This is a genomic window from Rhizobium altiplani (assembly GCF_001542405.1).
Lineage (GTDB): Bacteria > Pseudomonadota > Alphaproteobacteria > Rhizobiales > Rhizobiaceae > Rhizobium > Rhizobium altiplani.
Genome location: NZ_LNCD01000123.1, coordinates 225,139 through 247,931 on the forward strand (window position 1 = coordinate 225,139; position 22,793 = coordinate 247,931).

Sequence of the window (22,793 nt, forward strand, 5' to 3'; positions counted from 1 at the left end):
CATGTTCAAATTCAAATTCCCGAGCCGTTCGTTGCTTGCCACGATCTTCATCGCGACTGCAACCCTGACCGGCGCCGGCGCGCAGGCGGCAGACAAGACGCTTACCGTCTACACTTATGAAAGCTTCATATCCGAATGGGGTCCGGGGCCGAAGGTCAAGGAAGCGTTCGAGAAGACCTGCGGCTGCAATGTCAATTTCGTCAGCGTGGCGGATGGCGTGGCACTGTTGTCGCGTCTTAAGCTCGAAGGCGCCGGCACGAAGGCAGATATCGTGCTTGGCTTGGATACGAACCTGACCACGGAAGCGAAGGCGACCGGCCTGTTCGATGCGAGCGGTATCGATGTCGGCGGGCTCAAGGTGCCGGGCGACTACAAGGACGATGTATTCGTGCCGTACGACTATGGCCACTTCGCCGTCATCTACGATACCCAAACGATCAAGAACCCGCCGCAAAGCATGAAGGACCTAGTCGAAGGCGACCCTTCGCAGAAGATCGTCATCGAGGACCCGCGCACCTCGACGCCCGGGCTCGGTCTCCTGTTGTGGGTAAAATCCGTCTACGGCGACAAGGCGCCGGAGGCTTGGGCAAAACTCAAGAAGCGGGTTTTGACGGTAACGCCCGGTTGGTCAGAGGCCTATGGGCTGTTCACCAAGGGGGAAGTACCGATGGTGCTTTCCTACACGACATCGCCTGCCTATCACATGGTCGCGGAGAATACGGACCGCTACCAGGCCGCTGCATTTTCAGAGGGCCATTACATACAGATCGAAGTTGCCGGACTGCTGAAGAATGCGCCTGACAAGGAACTTGCGCGCGATTTCCTGAAATTCATGGTGACGCCGGGCTTCCAGGACACCATTCCGACCAACAACTGGATGATGCCGGTTTCCGCGACATCGCAACCGCTGCCGGATGCGTTCGGCAAGCTCGTGAATCCATCAAAGACCTTTCTGATGAGCTCGGACGAAGTTGCCGAGAATCGCAAAGCCTGGATCGACGAGTGGCTGGCTGCCATGAGCATGAACTGATGCTTTTGACCAAGGCAGAGATGCGACGGGCGATGCTGGGCGGGGCCGCGAGCCTCGCCGGCATTATCGCTTTCGTCGGCCTTGCGGTCCTTGCTTTGCTTCTCTCGAGCGGCGGTTCGTCGATTCTTGCGACCGTGTTTGAACCGTACATCCTGCGGATATTGCGTTTCACGCTGTTGCAGGCCGTGCTCTCCACCGCGCTCTCCATCGTTTTTGCCATTCCGGTCGCGCAAGCCCTGGCGCGTCAACAGCATTTCCCCGGCCGTATCTGGATTATCAGGCTGATGGCCGTGCCGATGGGGCTTCCTGTTCTGATTGGGGCGCTCGGATTGATCGGTATTTGGGGGCGGCAGGGCATCATGAACTCGGCGCTGCTTAAGTTCGGCCTGGCGGAACCGGTCAGCATATACGGGCTCTCGGGGATCCTGCTGGCGCATGTCTTCTTCAACATGCCACTGGCGGCCCGCCTGATGCTGGCTGCACTGGACCGTGTGCCATCGGAATATTGGCTGATGGCGAGTGGCTTGGGCATGCGCTCCGGCTCGACTTTTCGCTTCATCGAATGGCCGGTCCTGCGCTCGGTCGTCCCCGGTATCGCCGGCCTGATTTTCATGCTGTGCGCCACGAGCTTCACGCTTGTGCTGATGTTGGGTGGTGGCCCTGCGGCAACGACGGTCGAGGTTGCCATCTATCAGTCCCTGCGCTTCGATTTCGACCCTGGCCGGGCCGTTACGCTTTCCCTGCTTCAGATCGTACTTACATCAATGATCCTAGGAGCCCTGTCGCTTCTCCCCGCTCCCGAGGACGAAGGGATGACAGTTGGCAAGCCTGTCAGGCGTCCGGATGGGCGACTACCGGGCGCGCGGCTTGCGGATAGTGGCGTCCTGCTGCTTGCCACGCTGTTTCTAGCGTTCCCTCTAATGTCTGTGGTCCTGGCCGGCCTGCGGTCCGATCTGATGAAGCTCTTGCGCGAGCCCATCTTCTGGCAATCGGCTGCGACCAGCCTGGCTATCTCGATCTCCGCGGCGGCTCTCGCTTTGCTGATTTCGATGACGTTGGTGAGCGCGCGCCGCGCGGCGCTTCTCCGGGGTTCAGGGACCTTCGGCAGGAGGCTTCTTTTTGCCGCCATGGGCGGCGCGTCGTCGCTGGTGTTGCTCGTGCCGCCAATCGTCCTTGCGACCGGTTGGTTCCTTGCCTTGAGAAATCTCAGTGACGTGAGTGCTGTCGCTCCGCTGCTGATTGTCGCCATCAACGCGTTGATGTCGCTGCCCTTTGTGATGCGTGTCCTTGAGCCGGCTTTCATCGTCCACAAGCATCGGACGCAGAAGCTTGCGGCGAGTCTCGGTGTCACAGGTTGGGCGCGGCTGCGCCTCATCGACACGCCAGCCCTGTTCAAGCCGATGCTTACGGCATTTTCGTTCGCGATGGCGCTGTCGCTCGGCGATCTGGGCGCGGTTGCGCTGTTCGGTTCGGACGGCTTCGTCACCCTGCCATGGCTCGTCTATAGCCGTATGGGCAGCTATCGGACGAACGATGCGGATGGGCTGGCGCTGATCCTTGGCGTCGCCTGTCTGCTGCTCACGATTGCCGGTACGATGGGCCCCGTGCGCCGAGAGGTTGCCGTCCATGGTTGATTCTAAGTTCGCGATCGAGATGCAGCGGGTCGGTCTTCAGCTCGGCAATCAGAATTTTCAGTTTGATTGCCGGCTTCCCACCGGTGCCGTAATTGCCGTGACGGGGGCGTCCGGGGCCGGCAAGTCAACCTTCCTCAATCTGCTTGCCGGCTTCGACACGGCTCTCAAGGGGCGGATCCTGATCGCCGGAAAAGATGTGACCGAGGTTTACCCGGCGCAGCGGCCGGTCTCCCTGGTCTTCCAGGATAACAATCTGTTCGCGCACCTCGATATCTTTACCAACATCGGCCTTGGCATTAACCCGTCGTTGAAACTCACGACCGCAAATTGCCGAACCATCTCGTCTTCGCTTGAAAAGGTGGGACTCGCCGGTTTCGAACGGCGGATGCCAGGGACGCTCTCCGGCGGGGAACGGCAGCGGGTAGCCTTTGCACGCGCGCTTGTTCGCAACCGGCCGGTGCTGCTGCTGGACGAGCCCTTCGCGGCGCTTGACCCCGGTTTGCGAAACGGAATGGCGGCGCTGCTGCTCGACATGCATCGTGAAACCGGCAATACCGTCGTCGTCGTCTCGCACGATCCGGACGAGGTGAAACGGATCGCAGACTTCGGTCTTTTCCTTGAAGACGGCAGGATTGTCGTGGCGGCTCCAATTGACGAATTTCTGGGCCGCGCGGACCATCCAGGATTGACGCAATTTCTCCGCAGTTGACGAATCTGGCAGTCGCAACGGCACTTTCGCCATAATTTGAGGCGACCGAGGAAACTCAAAAGCACGTTAGGCTTGCTAAAATACAACGGCGCCACATTTACTCAGAGTCTCGCTATGCAACCGATGCGGAAATCAGTTACAGCAAAGACTTGTGTCCCCGATTGTGCAGTGCAAGAGCGGGGACGGACGCCTGTTGAATCACGATGAGACCGGCCGGGTCGCGGAAGTGGACCGGTTGACACGCAAGATGACTTGGAGAGCCAGACTGGACAGTATGCCGACGTGGAAATTCCCCGCGCCTTCCAGTGATGTGCTCTCGTCTGCGTGCCGTCTGGTGCGACGAGCCTCGGTCGTCTGTGCGACAAGCATGGCGCTGTATGGTTGTCAGTCCATTCTCGAGCAGTCCTATCAGCCAAGCGTTGCGCCGTCCTCCAATCCGCAGATCGTCGATGAAGTCCAGAAGAACGATCCGCGCGCTGCCATGGGTGCGCGCGAACATCCGCGCATCGTTGCGAGCTATGGAGGCGAGTACAAGGACGCAAAGACCGAGCGCCTGGTCGCCCGGATCACGGGCGCGCTGACGGCCGTCTCCGAGAACCCGAGCCAGTCCTATCGCATCACCATCCTGAACTCGCCGGCTATCAACGCATTCGCTCTGCCGGGCGGTTATCTCTATGTGACACGCGGTCTGCTGGCGCTCGCCAACGACGCATCCGAGGTCGCTGCCGTTCTCTCGCATGAGATGGGCCACGTTACCGCAAACCACGGCATCGAACGGCAGAAGCGCGAGGAGGCGGAAGTCATTGCCAGCCGCGTCGTTGCCGAGGTGCTGTCGAGCGATATTGCCGGCAAGCAGGCTCTGGCGCGCGGCAAGCTCCGACTGGCTGCTTTCTCGCGGCAGCAGGAATTGCAGGCCGACGTGATCGGCGTCCGTATGCTTGGTGAAGCAGGCTATGATCCCTATGCCGCTGCGCGGTTCCTGGACTCCATGGCCGCCTATAGCCGTTTCATGTCGGTCGATCCTGAGGCGGATCAGAGCCTCGACTTCCTCTCCAGCCACCCGAACTCTGCGCAGCGCATCGAACTCGCGCGCGATCATGCACGTGCTTTCGGCCAGGAAGGCAAGGTTGGCGATACGGGCAGGGACTATTATCTCGATGGGATCGATGGCCTGCTCTACGGCGACAGTCCGGAGGAAGGCTATGTCCGCGGCCAGACCTTCCTGCATGGCGGGCTTGGCATTCGCTTCGACGTACCTCCCGATTTCAAGATCGACAACAAAGTCGAGGCGGTTATGGCGACCGGTCCGGGCGACATCGCAATCCGCTTCGATGGTGTTGCCGATAACCAGAACCAAAGCCTGACCAACTATATCTCGAGCGGCTGGGTTACCGGTCTCGATCCGTCGACCATTCAGCAGATCACGGTCAACGGTATGGAGGCCGCAACGGCACGCGCGAGTGCAGATCGTTGGGATTTCGACGTCACGGTGATCCGCAACAATGCGCAGATTTTCCGGTTCCTGACGGCCGTCCCGAAGGGAAGCCCGGTCTTGCAGCAGACGGCCGACGTGTTGCGGGCAAGCTTCCGCCGCATGACCCCGGAAGAAACGGCTTCCCTGAAGCCTCTGCGGGTCCGGGTCGTCAAGGTACGGCCAGGCGAGAACATCACGACGCTTGCTTCGCGGATGATGGGCACGGATCGAAAGCTCGATCTCTTCAAGCTTATCAATGCCCTGCCGACCGGCGCCGCTGTCTCTCCCGGCGACCGCGTCAAGATTATTGCGGAATAGAAAGAGGCCCGGTTTTCACCGGGCCAGTTGCATCACTGGGGGAGTAAGCTCTTTCAGGCCGATGCGGCCATATACGGGTCAGCACTCACGAGAGCGCTGCGGAGTTTTTCCATCGCCCGGCTTTCGATCTGCCGGACGCGCTCCTTGGAAATGCCGAGATCTGCACCGAGTTCCTCAAGCGTAGCGCCATCTTCGGCGAGCCTGCGGGCGCTGATGATCTTCATTTCCCGCTCATTGAGGTGCTTCAGGGCCGAAGCGAGCCAATTGCGCCGACGCTCGCCGTCGATCATGTTCGATACCTGCTCGTCTGGGAGAGGATCGTCGCTGACGAGGAAATCCATCTTCTCGGCGCTGTCGGCATCACCCGAGACTGAGGGCGCCTGGAGCGAGGCGTCATTGCTCGAGAGCCTGGCGTCCATCGTCTGGACGTCTGAAAGGCTGACGCCGAGGGCTGCCGCGATTTCCTGGTGGATGGACTGGAGCGTGAGCTGCGTGTCGCCCCTGGCAAGCTTGGCGCGCAGACGGCGAAGATTGAAGAACAGGGCCTTCTGGGCAGAACTCGTACCGCCGCGAACAATCGACCAATTGCGTAGGATGTAGTCCTGGATAGAGGCGCGGATCCACCAGCTTGCATAGGTGGAGAAGCGGACATCACGCTCGGGCTCAAAGCGGGCCGCAGCCTCCAGCAGACCGACGTAGCCTTCCTGGACAAGGTCGCTCATGGGGAGGCCGAAGTTGCGAAACTTTCCGGCCATCGAGATAACGAGACGCATATGGGCCATGGCGATCTGGTTACGGGCGCCACGATCATCATTGTTCTTCCAGCGGATTGCGAGATCGTGTTCCTCTTCGCGAGCAAGGTAGGGAGCCGCCATGGCGATTTTGATCATGCGCCGGTCTGCTGACATGTTCTTCATATCGGTCTCCTGAGGCGTGACGCCAAAAAAGGGCAAAGAAATCTTGCTTCCGGACATTGGCTGCCCAGATCAAATTCATGTCTTGAACGTATAAAGGCCCCGAACTCTGGACGTTTCCAGATGGGGCCCTAGCTTAGGGTTATGCGCCGGTAATACGGCCGGGTAGGACCAGTTTCTTCAAGTTGCCGGATAGGCAGAACGTGGAAGGCATGATCCGCTCCTCATCGATCGTTTCCAGGATGCGAGCGTTCGAGGAGGGTAATGTCAGTTCCCGACGCGGTCCGCAGCTACATCTTTAAAACGCGCCACCTCGGAAAAAGTTCCAATAAAAAACCCGGCACAAGGCCGGGTTTTTTTCAGGAAAAACAAGGAAAGCTTATGCAGCTTCATCCTGAGATTCGTCTTCTTCGATTGCCTTGCCGCGCTTCGGACCCTTGTTGAGGTTGGTCTCGACGAGGCGAACGGCTTCGGTTTCCGACATCTTGTTCACGGCAGCGATTTCGCGTGCCATGCGATCAAGTGCAGCTTCATACAGCTGACGTTCGGAATAGGACTGTTCCGGCTGGTTCTCGGCGCGATAGAGATCGCGGACAACTTCAGCAATGGAAATGAGGTCGCCGGAATTGATCTTCGCATCATATTCCTGGGCGCGACGGGACCACATGGTACGCTTGACGCGCGCCTTGCCCTGCACAACCTTCAATGCACGCTCGACGAAATCGGTTTCGGAGAGCTTACGCATGCCGATGCTCATGGCCTTGGCGACCGGCACTTTCAGACGCATCTTGTCCTTCTCGAAATCGATAACGAAAAGTTCAAGCTTCATGCCTGCTACTTCTTGCTCTTCGATGGCGCTGATGGTACCGACGCCATGTGCGGGGTACACGATCGATTCACCGGTCTTGAAGCCGTGACGTGCGGAAGAAGGTTTTTTCTGCTGGGTCGTCATTCTATTCAAACACTCCCTGTTACGCTCCCGGCTGCAGCCGGAGCCGGGTCAGTCAAGCCCGGATGAGACGGTCGGATCCGTCGGGTGACTTACTTCTGGTCCCACCGGACAAAAACAAACATATCCATGCGCACAAGCTTAGAGCCTCACAGCTCAAGGCGTTGATATGTCACGGAAACCGCGTTTTTGGATTTGTTTTGCTTTCGTGGTGGTTTGGGCATACTTCATGCCGCAAATGGATCAGTGTCGGGAACCTATCACAAAAATATGACGAAATCAATAATTTGCTGCACCTGAGTCATGCGCGCAACACATGACACCCATATGCTGCAGGCACGCTTCAGGCCGAGGTTTGGGGGAAGATCAGTCGCCCGCTCCGGGCTTCTCCGAGAAGTACTTCTCGAACTTGCCGGTTTCGCCGTCCATTTCCTTGGCTTCCGGCATGGCATCCTTCTTGATCGTGATGTTCGGCCAAATGCTCGCATATTCGGCGTTGACCTTGAGCCACTTGTCGAGGCCCGGCTCCGTATCCGGCTTGATGGCTTCGGCAGGACATTCCGGCTCGCAAACGCCGCAGTCGATGCATTCGTCAGGATGAATGACGAGGAAGTTCTCGCCTTCATAGAAACAGTCGACGGGGCAGACTTCCACGCAATCGGTATATTTGCAGCGAATGCAATTGTCGGTCACGACATAGGTCATGAAGAACTCCAGGACTTCCACACAATGGGGCCGGGCAACCTGGAACGTCGCGCCTTTCCCCTAACCGGAAAGGAAGCAGTGAAATGCGGGGGAGGCATTTACGCTATCCGGCAAGTTGATTGTGACGTATCGGCTTTGTCTGCGGATTTCAAGAATAAAGACGTCGCAAAACCCGGCTGTTCGGACAGAGTTTTCTAATCCTCGTCCGACATCAGCTTGTCGATTGCACGGCGGTCCTTTTTCGTGGGTCTGCCCGTGCCCGTAGCGCGCATCGCCTGTTCGTAAGGTGTCAGGCGCTTTGCCTCGTCGGGTGGCGGAGTCAGGTCCTCATAGAGCAGCCGGGCTTCCTCGTAGGGACCACGTCGCTCGCCGCCCGATTTGACGATGAGGACAACATCGCGGCGCTCCAGCGCCAGCTCGACCCTGTCGCCCGTCTTGACCATTTGGCTCGGTTGAAGGGCGCGCTCGCCATTGATCCGCACATGCCCGGATTGAATGTGGCTTTGTGCCAGCGAGCGCGATTTCACCATGCGCGTGAAGAACAGCCACTTGTCGATGCGCTGTCGCGAACCGCTTCCTGGCTGTGTCTCACTGCTCATCCGCTTACTTCTTCATCTGCTCCTTCAAGGCAGCGAGCTTGGCGAAAGGAGAATCCGGATCGATCGGCTTTTCCTTGCGCGGTGGCTTTGCCTCGAAGCGCAACGGCTGTGGTCCGCCACGGTTGTTGTTGCGATCCTTGCGGTCGCCACGGTCCTGACGGTCGCCACGCTGTTCGTTGCGGTCACCGCGTCCCTGCTGTGGCTTGCCGCCATCCTTGCCGCGATGCTGGCGGTTGCCGTCGCGGCCCTCGCCATTCGCAGCACCCTGGCGGCGATGTTCGGACCCCCGGTCCTGGCCGCGATTGTTGCCGCCACGGCGTTCGCCCGGGCTGCGAGCCTGACGCTGGTTGTCCGTACGGCCACCAAGGCGCCAGAGAAGGACCGGCTTCGGCTCCTCGGCTTCTTCGGGACTTGCGATGACCGGCTGTTCGGCTGCCACTGCTTCAACAGCAGCTGGGGCTTCGGAAGGGGCTTCCTCCGATGCGCTGTCGGCATCGTCGTGATCTGCCTTCTCTGCATTTTCCTCAACCGCCGTCTCGGTCGCCGGCGCTGCGGCAGCGTCCTGAGCCGACAGATGGGCAGCTGCCTCTTCCGCCTTGACGGCATCGGCGCGATAGCCGAGCCCCTTCAGGATCTCTTCCATGTCCTCCAGCGTTGCGCCGAGGATCGAAAGCATGGCGGTTGTCGTCGTGAAACGGCGACCGTCATAAGCGCCTTCGGGACGATTGGCCTGGCCCGGCTTCCACTGAAGGAGCGGGCGAATAATGTCGGCCAGGCGCTCCAGAATGTCGATACGGACCGCGCGTTTGCCAAGGAACCGGAAGCCGGCCAGCTTGTAGAAGGTGCGCTCGAAGCCCGGATCGGTAACGACCGAGGTACGGCCTGCCGCCAGCACGGGAATGAGATCGCCATAACCTGGCTTGTCGAGGCCATCATTCTTCAACGCCCAGAGGAGCGTGATGAGCTCTGCCGGGGCGGGCTTGAGAAGTGCCGGAACGAAGATGTGGTAGGCGCCGAAGCGGACACCGTAGCGGCGCATTGAGGCCCGCGCATCCTGATCCAGCGACTTCACTTCTTCGGTCACGTCGCGCCGGAACAGTACGCCGAGGTTCTCGACAAGCTGGAATGCCAGGCCCTTTGCAAGGCCCTGCAGGTCCTCTGCGCGGGACAGATCGTCAAGCGGCTTCAGGACGGTGCTGATGTGGTGATTTACGAAGCGCTCGATACGAGCGGCCACATGGTCGCGGGCATTGCCGGTCAACTGCTCGTCGGCGAGAATGATGACACGCGGGCGCATGACATGATCGCTGCCTGCCAGGCGTGCCACCGGGTCGCCCAGCCAACGGATCGAACCGTCGGAGCTGATCGCGAGATCGCCATTGCCGGCCGCATGGAGGCGAGCCGCACGTGCCTCGAATTCCAGAGCGAGCGCCTTCTGCGAAGCAGACTGGACAGCCTTAGCGTCCGGTCCCTCCGCTCCCGAAATGGGCGTGAACCGGAATCCCGACAGTTGCCCCACATGATGTCCTTCTACGAAGACATCGCCATTTACACTGATTTCAGCTTCCAGCATCGCATTCTCTCTCAGGCGCTTCATGAGCACAGATGTCCTGCGATCAACAAAGCGTTTCGTCAACCTTTCATGTAACGCATCGGACAATCGATCTTCGATTTCCCGCGTCTTTTCCTGCCAGTGTGTCGGATCGGCAAGCCAATTGGGCCGATTCGATACATAGGTCCAAGTCCTTATCTGCGCGATTCGCGCCGAAAGCGTGTCAATCTCACCGTCTGTTCGATCCGCGCGATATACCTGCTCGGCAAGGAAGTCCTCGTTTACCGTGCCATAGCGGACGAGATCGGAAAAGAGGGTGGAAATCAGATCGGCGTGTTGGGCCGGTGCAATGCGGCGATAGTCCGGAAGCGCGCAGGCTTCCCACAGTTTCTCGACGCGCGCCGGATTGTTCGCAAGGTCGATGATCTCGGGGTAGCGCGACAGCTGTTCCAGCGCTTGCTGGTCGACGGCGGGGAGCGCGCGTGTCAGGCCAGAAACCGTAGGGCCGGTCTCAAGGCTCACGCGGAGCGCATGCAGGGAGCTGAAGTCGAGGTTTTTCGTGCGCCACTGCAGCACTTTCACATTGTCGAACTCGTGGCCTTCGATGCGTTCAACCAATTCCTCATCAAAGGGATCGACCTGACCGGTGACGCCAAACGTCCCGTCGCGAACATGTCGACCGGCACGGCCGGCAATCTGCCCAAGTTCGGCGGGGTTGAGGTTACGAAACTGATAGCCGTCGAATTTGCGATCCTGCGCGAAGGCGACGTGGTCGACGTCGAGATTGAGGCCCATGCCGATCGCATCCGTGGCGACCAGATATTCCACATCGCCGGCTTGGTAGAGTGCCACCTGCGCATTGCGGGTGCGCGGACTGAGGGCTCCGAGAACGACGGCGGCCCCGCCGCGCTGCCTGCGGATCAACTCGGCAATCGCATAGACTTCGTCGGCAGAGAAGGCGACGATCGCCGAACGCTGCGGGAGGCGGGTAATCTTCTTCTGTCCGGCATAGAACAGGTGGGAAAGCCGGGGACGCTCGACGATGGTAATTCCAGGGAGCAGTTGCTGCAGGATCGGACGCATTGTACCGGCGCCGAGCAACAGCGTCTCGTCGCGGCCGCGCAGATGAAGGATCCGATCCGTAAAGATGTGCCCTCGCTCGAGGTCGCCGGCGAGTTGAACCTCGTCAATGGCGACGAACGCCGCCTTCGTCTCGCGTGGCATTGCCTCGACGGTGCAGACCGAAAAGCGGGCGTTGGGCGGCGATATTTTCTCTTCGCCCGTTACCAGCGCAACGTTTTGAATTCCGACCTTTTCGGCGACGCGTGTATAGACCTCGCGCGCCAGCAGCCGCAGCGGCAGCCCGATCACGCCGGTGCCATGGGCAACCATGCGCTCAATGGCATAATGCGTCTTGCCGGTATTGGTTGGTCCGAGCACCGCGGTTACTCCGCGCCCACTCAGTATCATCGGCTGCGATGTCAGTGTCATGGTCCTGCAGATGAGGCGAGGGTGCCCCAGGTCAAGTCAGCTCCTCTCCGAGCAGCACACACATGGACAGCCGTTGTCTCAAACGCAAGGGCCGATTTGAATTTACTCTGCAGTTTTCTGTTGCGCGAATAGCTTGCAGATTGCTCGTTTTGCGATTCGGAACAGCTTGAGAACGAATCGGAGACGAATCGCAGACTCCGCATGATTCAGTGTTTGTTCACGGCTAAGTATTGATTTTGAATCACTTTTTCCCACAAGATGCTGAATCTCGAAATTCGCGGCATACGTGCAACGCAATCTTGTCCAGGCTGTCAACGTCGTTTTGTCCGAAATCGACGAGCGACATCTGCCCGTGTCTTGTTGTCATGGGGGCAATATTACGCGGCGGGACGGAAAACGGCGTACGATTAGGTCATTTTGCCGCTAAAACCAAACATTTGATACATATGGAACAAAAATCGGAGATGTGTGTTTCTCGTCCATTCCAGGTGTAATGACGTCGAGGACTTGAACCATGCTTGGCACCATACTGCTCATTATCCTTATTCTGCTTTTGATCGGCGCCTTACCAAATTGGGGCTATAGCCGCGGATGGGGCTATGGACCTTCCGGCGGTTTAGGGCTAGTTCTCCTGATTATTGTTATTCTTGTGCTAATGGGTCGCATCTAAGCGACGAAAAAACTGGGAGTTATGTCATGATGAAGAAGATTGTGCTCATTGGCGCCCTCGTCGGCGCACTTGCTTCCTGCACGGCGACGGAACAGGGAACCGCAATCGGCGCGGGTTCCGGCGCTATTATCGGCGGTGCCGTCAGCCATAGCTGGGGCGGTGCTGCAATCGGTGCCGTTGCCGGCGGTCTCGCTGGCGCACTGATCGGCCAGTCCGTTGAACGTCGCGGTTACTGCGTCTACAGAGACCGCTACGGGCGCCGTTACGAGGCACGTTGCCCGCGCTACTAAGGCGCTAGGATTACTATTTTTGAGATCGAAAGCGCCGGCCTGACCGGCGCTTTTTGTTTGAGCAACCGCCGGATCAGCTAACTGCCGACAGCAAAAAAGCCGCCTCGTTTCCAAAGCGGCTTAGTTTACTCGGCGCATGCGGCAGACAGTCAGTCTTTTGCGCGCTCGACGTAGGAATTGTCTTCCGTGGCGATAACGACGCGCGTGCCGGCGTTGATGTGCGGCGGCACCATGGTGCGCACGCCGTTCGACAGCATTGCCGGCTTGTAGGAGGACGAGGCCGTCTGGCCCTTAACGACCGGTTCGGTTTCCGTGATTTCGAGGGTCACGTGGCGCGGCAGTTCGAGAGCCAGCGGAACGCCTTCATGGATCGACAGGATGCAGGTCATGCCTTCCTGCAGATAGGCCTTCTGATCGCCCATCGTTTCATCGTTCACGACCACCTGGTCGTAGGTCGCCGGGTTCATGAAGTGGAACCCTTCGCCATCTTCGTAGAGATACTGGAAGTTCACGTCTTCGACGAAGGCGCGCTCGACCTGTTCGGTTGTACGCCAGCGCTCGGAGACCTTGACGCCGTCAACGATACGACGCATGTCGACCTGCGTGACCGGCGTGCCCTTGCCCGGATGAAAGTTCTGGGCAGTCAGAACGACGTAGAGCTTGCCATCCACGTCGAGAACGTTGCCCTTGCGGACGGAAGAGGCGATGACCTTGACCATTAAGACTTCCTTGTAACTCGGCTTTTGGCGTCGTAGAGGACTGTCGATACAGCCCCGAAGACGCGATTGATTGTTCTTTGGGGGCGCAACTAACCTAAAATCCGGCAAATAGCCAGCCCTAGCGTTGGAAGGCCGGCCAGGACGACGCCAATGAATCCCTCGAACGCCAAAGTATCGCCGTGGTGGACGCCGAGCGTGCATTTGGACCGCCGTCCGTTCCTGATTGGGCGCAATGCCATCCAGTCCGCGCTGCGCCGCTATTTCCTGAGCGAGGATTTTCTGGAGGTCGACACCGCGACGCTGCAGGTTTCGCCGGGCAACGAGGCGCATCTTCATGCGTTTGCCACCGAAGCCTTGACGACGGACGGCCAGACTGCAGCGCCGCTTTATCTGCATACCTCGCCTGAATTCGCCTGCAAGAAGCTGCTTTCGGCCGGCGAACAGCGCATCGCCTGTTTCGCCCACGTCTATCGCAACCGCGAGCGCGGCCCCCTGCACCACCCGGAGTTCACCATGCTCGAGTGGTATCGCGTGGGCGAAAGTTACGAGAGCCTGATGATGGATTGCGTTCGAATCCTGGCGCTTGCTGCGGAAACCATGAAGACGGCGCGGCTCACCTATAAAAGCCGGGACTGCGATCCGTTTGCCGGGCCGGACAGGATCAGTGTTGCCGCGGCTTTCGAACGCTATGCCAGTATTGATCTGCTGGGCTCCGTTGCAGCCGACGGTGCGACGGATCGGGCGCATCTAGCTGACCAGGTCAGGAGGGTCGGCATGCGTGTTGCCGATGACGATGGTTGGGCGGACTTGTTCAGCCGCGTGCTTGTCGAAAAGGTCGAGCCTCATCTGGGTTTCGACCGTGTGACCATTCTTGACGAATATCCGGTGTCGGAAGCGGCACTAGCGCGCCCCTCGGCGCGAGATCCCCGTGTTGCCGAACGTTTCGAGGTCTATGCCTGCGGCGTCGAGCTTGCAAACGGCTTCGGCGAGCTTACCAATACGGCGGAACAGCGCCGCCGCTTCGAGATCGAGATGTCTGAAAAAGCTCGCATCTACGGCGAAAGCTATCCTCTCGATGAGGACTTTCTGGACGCGCTTGCCATCATGCCCGAGGCAAGCGGCATCGCTCTTGGCTTCGATCGGCTGGTGATGCTGGCAACCGGGGCCTCGCGGATCGATCAGGTGATGTGGGCTCCGGTCGCGGAGTACGGCAGATGAACAGTAACGGGCCCATCAAGACGGTCGAAGGGCTGGCACGCGCAGGGCTGCTGGCTCGGAGAGACCGGGACGCGCTGGCTGATGTCGCCGCACGCTATGCCATTGCATTGACTCCGACCGTTGCAGGATTGATCGACCGAGCCGATGATTCAGATCCAATCGCCCGGCAATTCGTTCCTGAGCCGGCTGAGCTGATCACGACGCCCGAAGAGCGCGCCGACCCGATCGGCGACGAAGCCCATAGTCCCGTACAGGGGATCGTTCATCGCTATCCCGACCGGGTGCTCTTGAAGGCGGTGCATGTCTGCCCCGTCTACTGTCGCTTCTGCTTTCGCCGCGAGATGGTCGGTCCGGAAGGCTTGGGCACCCTTGACCCCAATGCAATGTCTGCGGCCTTCGCCTATATCCGCGACCATGAGGAAATCTGGGAAGTGATCCTGACGGGCGGCGATCCGCTCGTATTGTCACCGCGACGGCTGGAAGAAATTCTTCGCGAACTGGCATCGATCGACCACGTCAAGATCGTGCGGTTCCATACCCGGGTTCCCGTGGTTGATCCATCGAGGGTGGATGCGGCCCTGATTGCGGCCCTGAGAGCGAGCGGCAAGACCGTCTACGTGGCGCTGCACGCCAATCATCCCCGCGAACTGACCGCCGAGGCGCGCGCAGCATGCGCTCGCCTGATCGATGCCGGCATGGTCATGGTCAGCCAATCGGTGCTTCTGAAGGGCGTCAATGATGATCCGGCGGTGCTGACGGAGTTGATGAAGGCCTTCGTCGAGACGCGTGTGAAGCCGTACTATTTGCATCATCCCGATCTGGCGCCCGGCACGAGCCATTTTCGGCTGACGATCGAAGAGGGGCAGAAGATCGTCGCCGCATTGCGTGGCCGGATTTCAGGTCTTTGCCAGCCCACCTACATACTCGACATACCCGGTGGCCATGGCAAAGCAGTGATCGCTCCTCAGTCGATCAGTGAGATGGGCGAAGGCTGCTATTCGGTTTCGGATTATCGCGGCGGCGAGCACCTGTATCCGCCGGTCGCCTAGTCAAAAATGGGCGAAAGAAGTGTTGTTATTGGACAATGTGTCACAAGATCCGTTGGTCACCCAAAAATACAGCTCGAGAGCAAGATGTTGAAATCTCACACAAGCTCCCCCCTTCCCCGTTTCTTTCGTAGGAATTTAGCTGAGAAGCTTAGCTGACTTTAACTACGTCATTTAGGACAATTTTGTCTTTTCCAGACTACGCGTACTCCGAGAACGAGGCGGTTTCGCCACTCGAGATATGATCATCTTGGAGAAGTCATAATGAATACTACGATCCGTGAGCTCCTGGTCAAATTTGGAAAGCTCCCTGTCTCTGTCGATCAGGTCGCCGATGATGCCGACCTCTATGCGGTCGGCCTAACGTCTTTCGCTTCCGTGCAGCTTATGCTTGGCATCGAAGAAGCCTTTGATATCGAGTTTCCCGACAATCTCTTGAATCGCAAGTCTTTCGCCAGCATCGCGGCGATCGCAAGGACCGTTGACCAGATCAAAGATAGCCGGAAGGTCGCCTGAATGAACTTTCCGGTCAAAATCGCGCAAGAGGATCTTGCCGCCAGAGCCGCGCGCGTGTCAGCGATTGCGGCAAAGCATGCAGACTCCGTCGATTTTGAAGGGAGGTTCCCGCACGAAGCCGTGGAGGCAATGAGGGCCGAGCGCTTGCTAGGCGTTCAGATCCCACGCCATTTCGGTGGCGAAGGCGCGACGATCGCACAGATCGCCGAGTTATGCTCGATGCTTGGTCAGGCTTGTGCTGCGGCTGCCATGGTCTTCGCCATGCATCACATCAAGCTTTGCAGCCTTGTTGAGCACGGCGGCGAGAGCGAGTGGCATCGGGCCTTCATGCTACGTGTTGCTGCCGAGCAATTGCTGGTCGCGTCGGCAACGACGGAAGGCGGGATCGGCGGCAATCTCAGGAATAGCATCTGCGCGATCGAGGTGGATCGTGACATTTGCCGTCTGGAGAAAGATGCGACTGTCATATCCTACGGCTCCCACGCCGATGCGATCATGGTTACCTCGCGTGCCCACGCAACTGCCGCCTCTTCCGATCAGGTGCTGACCGTCTTTCTGAAGGAGCAGTACACGTTGGAAAAAACGCATACGTGGGACACGCTCGGCATGCGCGGTACCTGCTCAGATGGTTTCCTCTTCAAGGGCGAGGCTGCGGCCGAACAGATCCTGCCGAAGCCTTTCGCAGAGATCGCGGCGCAATCGATGCTGGCATCGTCGCACCTTCTTTGGAGCAGCGTGTGGTATGGCATCGCGGTCGACGCGGTTGGCCGTGCACAGGCGTTCGTGCGCGCCGCAGCGCGCAAGTCGCCGGGTACGCCACCGCCCGGAGCCTTGAGGCTCGCCGAGGTGTCAAACTTGCAGCAGATGGTTCGATCGAACGTTGTCGCCGGTCTGAAGGCCTACGAGGACGCCAGGAGCGACGCCGACAAGCTCTCTTCCATGGGCTTCGCCGTCACGATGAACAACGTAAAGATTGCCTCATCTGAGACGATCCTCGAGATCGTCAATCACGTGATGCTGATTTGCGGGATCATGGGCTACAAGAACGGCACGCCATTCAGCGTCGGCCGCCATCTGCGCGATGCCCACTCGGCGCAACTCATGATCTCGAATGACCGCATTCTCGGCAATACGTCGAGCATGCTTCTTGTTCATAAGCAGGACACTAGCTTACTGGGGTGACGACATGGACGTGCAGACAACGTTTCTGGACAGGCTATTTGAATCGGGTCTCTTGATCGATACGGGCGTTGACGGTCTCTACGGGCGCAGCGGACAATTCGAAGACGTGATCGCCGCCTTCGAGCGCCTGATCGACAGGTTCGGCGGCGCCGACGGCGCGGAAGCGATGCGCTTTCCGCCCGGGATGAACCGCGCCTTCTTCGAGAAGAGCGGCTACATGAAGAGCTTCCCGCAGCTTGCCGGCACCGTCCACAGTTTCTGCGGCAGCGAGCTCGACCACATCAGCCTACTCCAGTGCATGGAGGTGGGCGACGATTGGACCAAGGATCAACAGGCAACCGACATCGTATTGACGCCTGCAGCTTGCTATCCGCTTTATCCGACTGTCGCTCGGCGCGGCAAACTGCCGATGAGCGGCGGCCTCTTCGATCTGCAATCCTATTGCTTCCGCCACGAGCCTTCGCAGGATCCCGCCCGCCAGCAGCTCTTCCGCATGCGTGAATATATTTGCATGGGGACCGAGCAGCACGTCACGGATTTCCGTCAACGCTGGATGGATCGCGGCGTCGAAATGATGAAGGCGGTCGGTCTGGATGTGACCATTGATGTCGCGAACGACCCGTTCTTCGGCCGTGCCGGCAAGATGCTGGCCAATAATCAGCGCGATCAGAACCTGAAGTTCGAGCTGCTTATCCCGATCACCTCGGTTGCCAAGCCGACGGCCTGCATGAGCTTCAACTACCACCAGGACGCATTTGGTGCGAAATGGGGCCTGTACCTCGAAGACGAGAGCGTTGCGCACACCGCTTGCGTCGGCTTCGGGCTTGAGCGTATCGCGCTCGCGCTGTTTCATCACCACGGGCTCGAGGTCAAGCATTGGCCTTCCAAGGTGCGTCAAGCGCTGTGGGGCTGAATGAAACGATGAGAGCCGTCTTTCCGCGGGTCCGCCCGGACGGCTATCAACCGCATTCGCTCCATTCCGGCGAGCGCATGTGGCCTGAAACCAATTGCTATGTCGACCTCTGGATCGAAGTGCTGAGCGGCTGCGGCGCGGTACCGGAGGCGATGCTTGGCTTTACGCTCACGCAGGACTTCGAGGGCGATCAGTTCACCTTCTTCAAGGTGCCGCTCGAGGATCTCGAGTCACTCTATGACATCCGTGTCACTGAGCTTGCCATTTTCGACCGCGTCGAACGGCATATCGAGGTGCAGATCGCACGCGGGCGCCTTTGCCTGATCGAGATGGACTCGTTCTATATGCCCGATACGCAGGGTACCGCTTATCGGACCGAGCATGGCAAGACCACCGTGGCGATCAACAGGCTCGATCTCACCGGCAAGCGCGTGGAGTATTTCCACAATGGCGGCTATTTCCAGCTTGAGGGTGAAGACTTCGAGGGGCTGTTCCAGCTGCAACTGACGGCGGACGATCCGTCGTTCCTTCCCTACACCGAGTTCGCGAAATTTCCGGTTCGCATGCCGGATACGGCGCATGTCAGCACTATGGCACGCAGGCTTCTAGGAACTCACTTCGGTCGCCGCCCAGTCTCGAATCCGATTCGCGCCTTTGTCGAAGTGTTTCCGCAGCAGGTGGAAGCAGTCGCAGAGCGGCCGTTTGGCTTCTTTCACAAGTACGCATTCAATACGCTGCGCCAGTTCGGTGCCAATTTCGAGCTTGCCGGAGATCACCTGGCTTGGCTTTCTGCGAGCGAATTCGCGTCCGCAATTGAAGACGCGCGCCGAATTTCCGAAGTCGCGAAGTCCGTGCAGTTTCAGCTCGCCCGGGCGGTCACCCGGAAGAAATACGAGCCATTGCGCACGGCGCTTGATCCGGCAGCCGATGCGTGGGATTCCATGATGGCTTCTCTCAAGGAGCGCTTGTGAAGCCGGGAGTCTAAGCATGCGGGGACGGTTGGCGAGTGTCGGTGCGGAGGAAACTCTGCTCGCCGAAGGTTGGAATCTGGTTCTGACGGAACCGGGCGCTTGTGCGACGCCGCATGACATTCCGTTGTCGGCGCAGTTTATCGCCGCCGAGGTGCCGGGGACCGTTGCCGCGGCATTGGAGAAGGCCGGGCACTTCGATCGTGAAAACCCCGAGCCGCTCGACACGCGCGATGCGTGGTATCTTTGCCGACTTTTTGACGTACAACCCGGCGACGCGCTTCTTCGCTTCGAGGGCTTGGCGACGCTGTGTCATGTCTTCCTCAATGGGCAGGAGATCCTGTCATCGGGAAGCATGTTCACCATGCACGAGATACCGGTGACGCTTTCCGGCGGCGACGAACTGGCGCTTTGCTTCCGGGCGCTGGCACCGCGGCTTGCCGAGCCCGGTCCGCGCGCTCGTTGGCGGCCGCAGATGATCACGCCGCAAGGCTTGAAGAATATTCGAACAACGCTGCTCGGGCGCATGCCGGGCTGGTGTCCGGAAGTTCATGCTGTCGGTCCGTGGCGCCCCATCACGCTTGTCCGGCGCGATGTCGTTTCGATTGACAACGTCACTGTCCGCGCCGTGCTCGAGGCGGATAACACCGGGCGACTGAGCGTTTCGCTTCATGCAAATGTCAACAATCCGGATCTAGTGCTCCGGTGCGGAGGCGTTCAGCAGACATTCGAGAAGATCGGCGAGAATCACTATTCGGCAATCGTCAGGCTGGAGAACGTCGATCTCTGGTGGCCCCATACTCACGGCGCACAGTGCCTCTATGATTTCTCGATCCTCGTCGACGGCGTTGAGCATCACGCCAGCCGAATCGGCTTTCGGCGCATCGACGTCGACCGCGGAAAAGACGGAGAGGGTTTTGCGTTGTTGATCAACGGCGAGCGCATCTTTTGCCGCGGTGCGGTCTGGACCACGGCGGATATCGTCCGGCTGCCGGGTGGCAAGGCCGACTATGAGCCGTTCCTGCGCCTTGCCGCGCAGGCAGGCATGAACATGCTCCGCATTGGCGGCACGATGGCCTACGAAACGCGGGAGTTCTTTGAGCTCTGCGACGAGCTTGGTCTGCTCGTCTGGCAGGACTTCATGTTTGCCAATTTCGACTATCCGAAGAACGACAAGGCTCTCACTGCGCAAGTCCACGCGGAAGTCGAGGAATTGCTGCATGCCGTTCAGGGGTGCCCGTCGTTGGCGGTGGTTTGCGGCGGCAGCGAGATCTATCAGCAGGCCGCGATGCTGGGATTGCCGCAGGACTATTGGTCGGGTCCGATCACGGAGGAGATTATTCCGGCGATCGCCGGGCGTATGCGCCCCGACGTCCCCTATGTGCCAAATTCGCCTTCGGGCGGCGCGATGCCGTTTTCTCCGAATGCGGGAGTCACCCACTATTACGGGGTCGGCGCTTATATGCGCCCGCTTGACGACGCGCGCCGTGCCAACGTTCGCTTCGCGACCGAGAGCCTGGCTTTCGCCCATGTTCCACAGCAGCGAACGCTGCAACGCCATCTGGATGTACCGCCTGTCCATAGTCCGCTATGGAAATCACGTGTCCCCCGCGATCGCGGCGCATCGTGGGATTTCGAGGACGTCAGGGATTTCTATCTGGCGGAACTCTATGGCGAGGATCCGGCGCGTCTCCGTCGTGAGGATCGTGATCGATACCTCGATCTCTCCCGCGTCGTCACCGGTGAAGTTGCGGAAGCGACGTTTGCCGAATGGCGCCGGAAGGGGTCGAGCTGCAACGGCGCGCTGGTCTGGACCCTGCAGGATCTGATGCCCGGAGCTGGTTGGGGTGTGATCGATTCAACCGGCGAGCCCAAGCCGGTGTGGTATGCCCTGCGCCGCGCTTTCCGGCCTGTGCAGGTCGTCGTGACCGACGAGGGCACAAATGGCCTCGACGTTCACGTCCTGAATGAGACCGAGCATGCTCTCCAGCTTGATCTCGAGCTGGTTTGCTTGCGGCATGGCAGGCAGCACGCCGTCAGCGGCGGCCGCATTCTGACCTTGGCGCCGAGAAGCTGCGAGACCTTTGCCGCCACTGATCTCTTTGGCGCCTTTTTTGACACGACTTACGCCTTCCGCTTCGGCCCGCCGTCTCACGACGTCACCGTCGCGCGCTTGCGTTTGCCGGACGGAGGTCCTGTGGTCGCCGATGCCTTTCATTTTCCGTTGGGGCGCTCCAAGGCCCTCCACGACGCCGAAATCCAAGTGTCGGTGGCGCCACAGGACGAAGGGTGGGTCGTCGATCTCGCAGCCGACAGGTTCGCCCAGTCGGTCCACCTCAACGTCGATGGCTATCGGCCGGAGGATGATTGGTTTCATCTTGCGCCTGGCGCTAGCAAACGCGTCAGTCTGCTTCCGACGGCTGGAAGGACAGACGGAGAGGCACCCTCGGGTGAGGTCACAAGCCTTGGCGGTACGCGGGCGCTTTCCTTTTGACACCTCCAGCCTGCTCCTTGTTGAGCGGAATGGAACGGCAGTTCAGAAGGCCTTGAAGGTCAGTGTCGTCAGGGAACGCACGATGCCGGGGATGTTGGCGATGTTATCGTTGATGAACTTGCCAATGTCCTGCCCCTCTTCGATGTAGACCTTGAGCAGGAGATCATAGTCGCCGCTCGTCGAATAGAGCTCCGAAGCGCGCTCGGTCTGGTAGATGGCATCGGCGACTTCGTAGGTCTTGCCTGGCGCGCACTGGAGCTGAACGAAAATTGGCTTCATCGGAGTTTCCTGCATCACATATTCTGGTTCGGCGCATAATGATCGAAAGCGCCATGTCGGCGCAAGGCTTCAGATCGCGGCTTCTCGAACGATCCAGTCGCGAAATGCATCCAGCGGCGCGTAGTCGGCCCGTTCTGGCGGATAGGCAAGATAGTAGTGCTCGCTGCTTTCCGTTTCGCGATCAACGGCTGCAACAAGGTCGCCGCGTTTCAATTCATCTTGAATCAGGAACGTCGGCAGCAGCGCAACGCCGAGACCGGCCATCGCTGCTTGGGCTGCCGTCGCGAACTGATCGAAGAGCATGCCGTGCACGGTTTGAAAGCTCACGCCGTTGTCCGCAAACCAGCGCTCCCATGCATCCGGGCGCGTCGTCAGGTGCAGCAGCGGGGCTTCGAGTAGATCCTGTGCCGCGTTGATCGCATGTCGGCTGCGGAATTCGGGGCTGCAGGCCGGAATGGTCTTCTCCGACATTAGAAATGTCAGCTCCGCGCCCGGCCAATGAGCGTGGCCGAAGTGAATGGCCGCGTCGATCGAATCGAGCCGGAAGTCGAAGGGTGACAGCCGGGTGACAAGATTGATCGTCACTCCCGGATTGGCGGCAAGGAAACCTCCCAGCCGGGGTGCCAGCCAGCGCGTCCCGAAGGTGGGAAGAATCGCCAGGTTGAGCGTACCACCATGCGGATTGGCACGAAGATTGAGTGATGCGCTCGAAATGCGCCGCAGCGCCTCGCGTATCTCGCGGGCATAGCCGTCGCCGGCCAGCGTCAACCGCACGGTTTGGCGCTCGCGCACGAAGAGTTCGACGCCGAGCTGCCCTTCCAGTGCCTTGATCTGGCGGCTGACAGCGCTCTGAGTAAGGTCGAGTTCGCGCGCGGCGGCCGTCACGCTGCCGGTGCGTGATACAGCCTCGAAGGCGATAAGCAGGGATGTCGACGGAAGAAAGCGTCGCGATGCCAGCATCCATCATTCCATTTTAGAATAAGCTATTTCCTAAATGTCGATATTTACGGCTTATCCGGCTTTGTAAAGTCATCCATCTGACAGAATCGGAATGAACTGAAAAATGCGATCGAACTGCCTGGTGCGTACTCCTGGCTGCGATCGGCAACCTGATCAGCGGTTT

21 protein-coding genes are annotated in these 22,793 nt (G+C 59.4%); 13 read left to right on the plus strand and 8 right to left on the minus strand.

Annotated elements, in window-relative coordinates; translation table 11 throughout:
• The first annotated feature begins 1 nt into the window (after position 1).
• From thiB to AS026_RS29415, 4 genes are all read left to right on the plus strand, one after another.
• Positions 2-1,030: a thiamine ABC transporter substrate binding subunit gene (thiB, locus tag AS026_RS29400; RefSeq protein WP_062373976.1), complete on the plus strand. Its 1,029-nt coding sequence runs from the start codon at positions 2-4 to the stop codon at positions 1,028-1,030.
• On the plus strand, positions 1,030-2,664 hold the full coding sequence (gene thiP, locus AS026_RS29405; RefSeq protein ID WP_062373979.1) for a thiamine/thiamine pyrophosphate ABC transporter permease ThiP: 1,635 nt from the start codon (positions 1,030-1,032) through the stop codon (positions 2,662-2,664). The genes thiB and thiP overlap by 1 nt, the downstream gene beginning before the upstream one ends.
• Positions 2,657-3,373, plus strand: a complete 717-nt coding sequence (locus AS026_RS29410; RefSeq protein ID WP_062373983.1) for a thiamine ABC transporter ATP-binding protein — start codon at positions 2,657-2,659, stop codon at positions 3,371-3,373. Before thiP ends, AS026_RS29410 begins: the two co-directional genes overlap by 8 nt.
• A 247-nt stretch (positions 3,374-3,620) precedes the next feature.
• Positions 3,621-5,165, plus strand: a complete 1,545-nt coding sequence (locus tag AS026_RS29415) for a M48 family metalloprotease (RefSeq protein ID WP_025658084.1) — start codon at positions 3,621-3,623, stop codon at positions 5,163-5,165.
• Between the two features lie 53 nt (positions 5,166-5,218).
• Here AS026_RS29415 and AS026_RS29420 read toward each other — a convergent pair whose 3' ends face one another.
• The 5 genes from AS026_RS29420 to AS026_RS29440 form a co-directional block, all read right to left on the minus strand.
• Positions 5,219-6,082, minus strand: coding sequence for an RNA polymerase factor sigma-32 (locus tag AS026_RS29420; RefSeq protein ID WP_018855886.1), 864 nt, complete (start codon positions 6,080-6,082; stop codon positions 5,219-5,221).
• A 376-nt stretch (positions 6,083-6,458) separates the two neighbouring features.
• Positions 6,459-7,031 carry a CarD family transcriptional regulator gene (locus AS026_RS29425; RefSeq protein ID WP_007528356.1) on the minus strand — a complete coding sequence of 191 codons (573 nt, stop codon included), beginning with the start codon at positions 7,029-7,031 and terminating at the stop codon, positions 6,459-6,461.
• 363 nt (positions 7,032-7,394) lie between these two features.
• Positions 7,395-7,733 (minus strand): ferredoxin FdxA, encoded by a 339-nt coding sequence (fdxA, locus tag AS026_RS29430; RefSeq protein WP_025658085.1) that lies wholly within the window; start codon positions 7,731-7,733, stop codon positions 7,395-7,397.
• Positions 7,734-7,927: 194 nt separating this feature from the next.
• The gene (locus AS026_RS29435) at positions 7,928-8,332 is read right to left on the minus strand and encodes an RNA-binding S4 domain-containing protein (protein WP_062373987.1); all 405 of its coding nucleotides are present in this window, start codon (positions 8,330-8,332) and stop codon (positions 7,928-7,930) included.
• 4 nt (positions 8,333-8,336) lie between these two features.
• A complete protein-coding gene (locus AS026_RS29440) occupies positions 8,337-11,375 on the minus strand; it encodes a helicase-related protein (RefSeq protein ID WP_062373989.1) in 3,039 nt (1,012 codons plus the stop codon).
• 514 nt (positions 11,376-11,889) lie between these two features.
• Here AS026_RS29440 and AS026_RS40655 point away from each other — a divergent pair.
• Positions 11,890-12,045 carry a DUF3309 family protein gene (locus AS026_RS40655; protein WP_018855882.1) on the plus strand — a complete coding sequence of 52 codons (156 nt, stop codon included), beginning with the start codon at positions 11,890-11,892 and terminating at the stop codon, positions 12,043-12,045.
• A gap of 26 nt (positions 12,046-12,071) precedes the next feature.
• Complete coding sequence (locus tag AS026_RS29445) at positions 12,072-12,335, plus strand: YMGG-like glycine zipper-containing protein (RefSeq protein WP_018855881.1); 264 nt, start codon at positions 12,072-12,074, stop codon at positions 12,333-12,335.
• Positions 12,336-12,484: 149 nt separating this feature from the next.
• On the opposite strand, the gene efp is transcribed toward AS026_RS29445, so the two are convergent.
• Complete coding sequence (efp, locus tag AS026_RS29450) at positions 12,485-13,054, minus strand: elongation factor P (RefSeq protein ID WP_018855880.1); 570 nt, start codon at positions 13,052-13,054, stop codon at positions 12,485-12,487.
• Between the two features lie 150 nt (positions 13,055-13,204).
• Between efp and epmA the strand changes: the two genes are divergently transcribed.
• From epmA to AS026_RS29485, 7 genes are all read left to right on the plus strand, one after another.
• On the plus strand, positions 13,205-14,272 hold the full coding sequence (epmA, locus tag AS026_RS29455; protein WP_062373992.1) for an EF-P lysine aminoacylase EpmA: 1,068 nt from the start codon (positions 13,205-13,207) through the stop codon (positions 14,270-14,272).
• Complete coding sequence (locus tag AS026_RS29460; RefSeq protein ID WP_062373995.1) at positions 14,269-15,321, plus strand: lysine-2,3-aminomutase-like protein; 1,053 nt, start codon at positions 14,269-14,271, stop codon at positions 15,319-15,321. Before epmA ends, AS026_RS29460 begins: the two co-directional genes overlap by 4 nt.
• A gap of 261 nt (positions 15,322-15,582) precedes the next feature.
• On the plus strand, positions 15,583-15,834 hold the full coding sequence (locus tag AS026_RS29465) for an acyl carrier protein (RefSeq protein ID WP_018855877.1): 252 nt from the start codon (positions 15,583-15,585) through the stop codon (positions 15,832-15,834).
• Entirely contained in the window at positions 15,835-17,016 is a 1,182-nt protein-coding gene (locus AS026_RS29470; protein WP_062373998.1) for an acyl-CoA dehydrogenase family protein, read from the plus strand.
• A 4-nt stretch (positions 17,017-17,020) separates the two neighbouring features.
• The gene (locus AS026_RS29475; RefSeq protein ID WP_025658091.1) at positions 17,021-17,929 is read left to right on the plus strand and encodes an amino acid--[acyl-carrier-protein] ligase; all 909 of its coding nucleotides are present in this window, start codon (positions 17,021-17,023) and stop codon (positions 17,927-17,929) included.
• An 8-nt stretch (positions 17,930-17,937) separates the two neighbouring features.
• Positions 17,938-18,900, plus strand: coding sequence for a DUF1839 family protein (locus tag AS026_RS29480; protein WP_025658092.1), 963 nt, complete (start codon positions 17,938-17,940; stop codon positions 18,898-18,900).
• Between the two features lie 16 nt (positions 18,901-18,916).
• Positions 18,917-21,391 carry a glycoside hydrolase family 2 protein gene (locus AS026_RS29485; RefSeq protein ID WP_025658093.1) on the plus strand — a complete coding sequence of 825 codons (2,475 nt, stop codon included), beginning with the start codon at positions 18,917-18,919 and terminating at the stop codon, positions 21,389-21,391.
• 42 nt (positions 21,392-21,433) lie between these two features.
• Here the strand turns inward: AS026_RS29485 and AS026_RS29490 are convergent, their stop codons facing one another.
• Together AS026_RS29490 and AS026_RS29495 are read right to left on the minus strand one after the other, a co-directional pair.
• Positions 21,434-21,670: an Lrp/AsnC ligand binding domain-containing protein gene (locus AS026_RS29490; RefSeq protein ID WP_007794587.1), complete on the minus strand. Its 237-nt coding sequence runs from the start codon at positions 21,668-21,670 to the stop codon at positions 21,434-21,436.
• A 69-nt stretch (positions 21,671-21,739) separates the two neighbouring features.
• Positions 21,740-22,630, minus strand: a complete 891-nt coding sequence (locus tag AS026_RS29495) for a LysR family transcriptional regulator (RefSeq protein WP_062374001.1) — start codon at positions 22,628-22,630, stop codon at positions 21,740-21,742.
• Between the last annotated feature and the right edge of the window lie 163 nt (positions 22,631-22,793).

Excerpts from the sequence above, each read along its gene's own strand:
- thiB (WP_062373976.1), top strand. The coding sequence starts at position 2 with ATGTTCAAATTCAAATTCCCGAGCCGTTCGTTGCTTGCCACGATCTTC.
- thiP (WP_062373979.1), top strand. The coding sequence starts at position 1,030 with ATGCTTTTGACCAAGGCAGAGATGCGACGGGCGATGCTGGGCGGGGCC.
- AS026_RS29410 (WP_062373983.1), top strand. The coding sequence starts at position 2,657 with ATGGTTGATTCTAAGTTCGCGATCGAGATGCAGCGGGTCGGTCTTCAG.
- AS026_RS29415 (WP_025658084.1), top strand. The coding sequence starts at position 3,621 with ATGACTTGGAGAGCCAGACTGGACAGTATGCCGACGTGGAAATTCCCC.
- AS026_RS29420 (WP_018855886.1), bottom strand. The coding sequence starts at position 6,082 with ATGAAGAACATGTCAGCAGACCGGCGCATGATCAAAATCGCCATGGCG.
- AS026_RS29425 (WP_007528356.1), bottom strand. The coding sequence starts at position 7,031 with ATGACGACCCAGCAGAAAAAACCTTCTTCCGCACGTCACGGCTTCAAG.
- fdxA (WP_025658085.1), bottom strand. The coding sequence starts at position 7,733 with ATGACCTATGTCGTGACCGACAATTGCATTCGCTGCAAATATACCGAT.
- AS026_RS29435 (WP_062373987.1), bottom strand. The coding sequence starts at position 8,332 with ATGAGCAGTGAGACACAGCCAGGAAGCGGTTCGCGACAGCGCATCGAC.
- AS026_RS29440 (WP_062373989.1), bottom strand. The coding sequence starts at position 11,375 with ATGACACTGACATCGCAGCCGATGATACTGAGTGGGCGCGGAGTAACC.
- AS026_RS40655 (WP_018855882.1), top strand. The coding sequence starts at position 11,890 with ATGCTTGGCACCATACTGCTCATTATCCTTATTCTGCTTTTGATCGGC.
- AS026_RS29445 (WP_018855881.1), top strand. The coding sequence starts at position 12,072 with ATGATGAAGAAGATTGTGCTCATTGGCGCCCTCGTCGGCGCACTTGCT.
- efp (WP_018855880.1), bottom strand. The coding sequence starts at position 13,054 with ATGGTCAAGGTCATCGCCTCTTCCGTCCGCAAGGGCAACGTTCTCGAC.
- epmA (WP_062373992.1), top strand. The coding sequence starts at position 13,205 with ATGAATCCCTCGAACGCCAAAGTATCGCCGTGGTGGACGCCGAGCGTG.
- AS026_RS29460 (WP_062373995.1), top strand. The coding sequence starts at position 14,269 with ATGAACAGTAACGGGCCCATCAAGACGGTCGAAGGGCTGGCACGCGCA.
- AS026_RS29465 (WP_018855877.1), top strand. The coding sequence starts at position 15,583 with ATGAATACTACGATCCGTGAGCTCCTGGTCAAATTTGGAAAGCTCCCT.
- AS026_RS29470 (WP_062373998.1), top strand. The coding sequence starts at position 15,835 with ATGAACTTTCCGGTCAAAATCGCGCAAGAGGATCTTGCCGCCAGAGCC.
- AS026_RS29475 (WP_025658091.1), top strand. The coding sequence starts at position 17,021 with ATGGACGTGCAGACAACGTTTCTGGACAGGCTATTTGAATCGGGTCTC.
- AS026_RS29480 (WP_025658092.1), top strand. The coding sequence starts at position 17,938 with ATGAGAGCCGTCTTTCCGCGGGTCCGCCCGGACGGCTATCAACCGCAT.
- AS026_RS29485 (WP_025658093.1), top strand. The coding sequence starts at position 18,917 with ATGCGGGGACGGTTGGCGAGTGTCGGTGCGGAGGAAACTCTGCTCGCC.
- AS026_RS29490 (WP_007794587.1), bottom strand. The coding sequence starts at position 21,670 with ATGAAGCCAATTTTCGTTCAGCTCCAGTGCGCGCCAGGCAAGACCTAC.
- AS026_RS29495 (WP_062374001.1), bottom strand. The coding sequence starts at position 22,630 with ATGCTGGCATCGCGACGCTTTCTTCCGTCGACATCCCTGCTTATCGCC.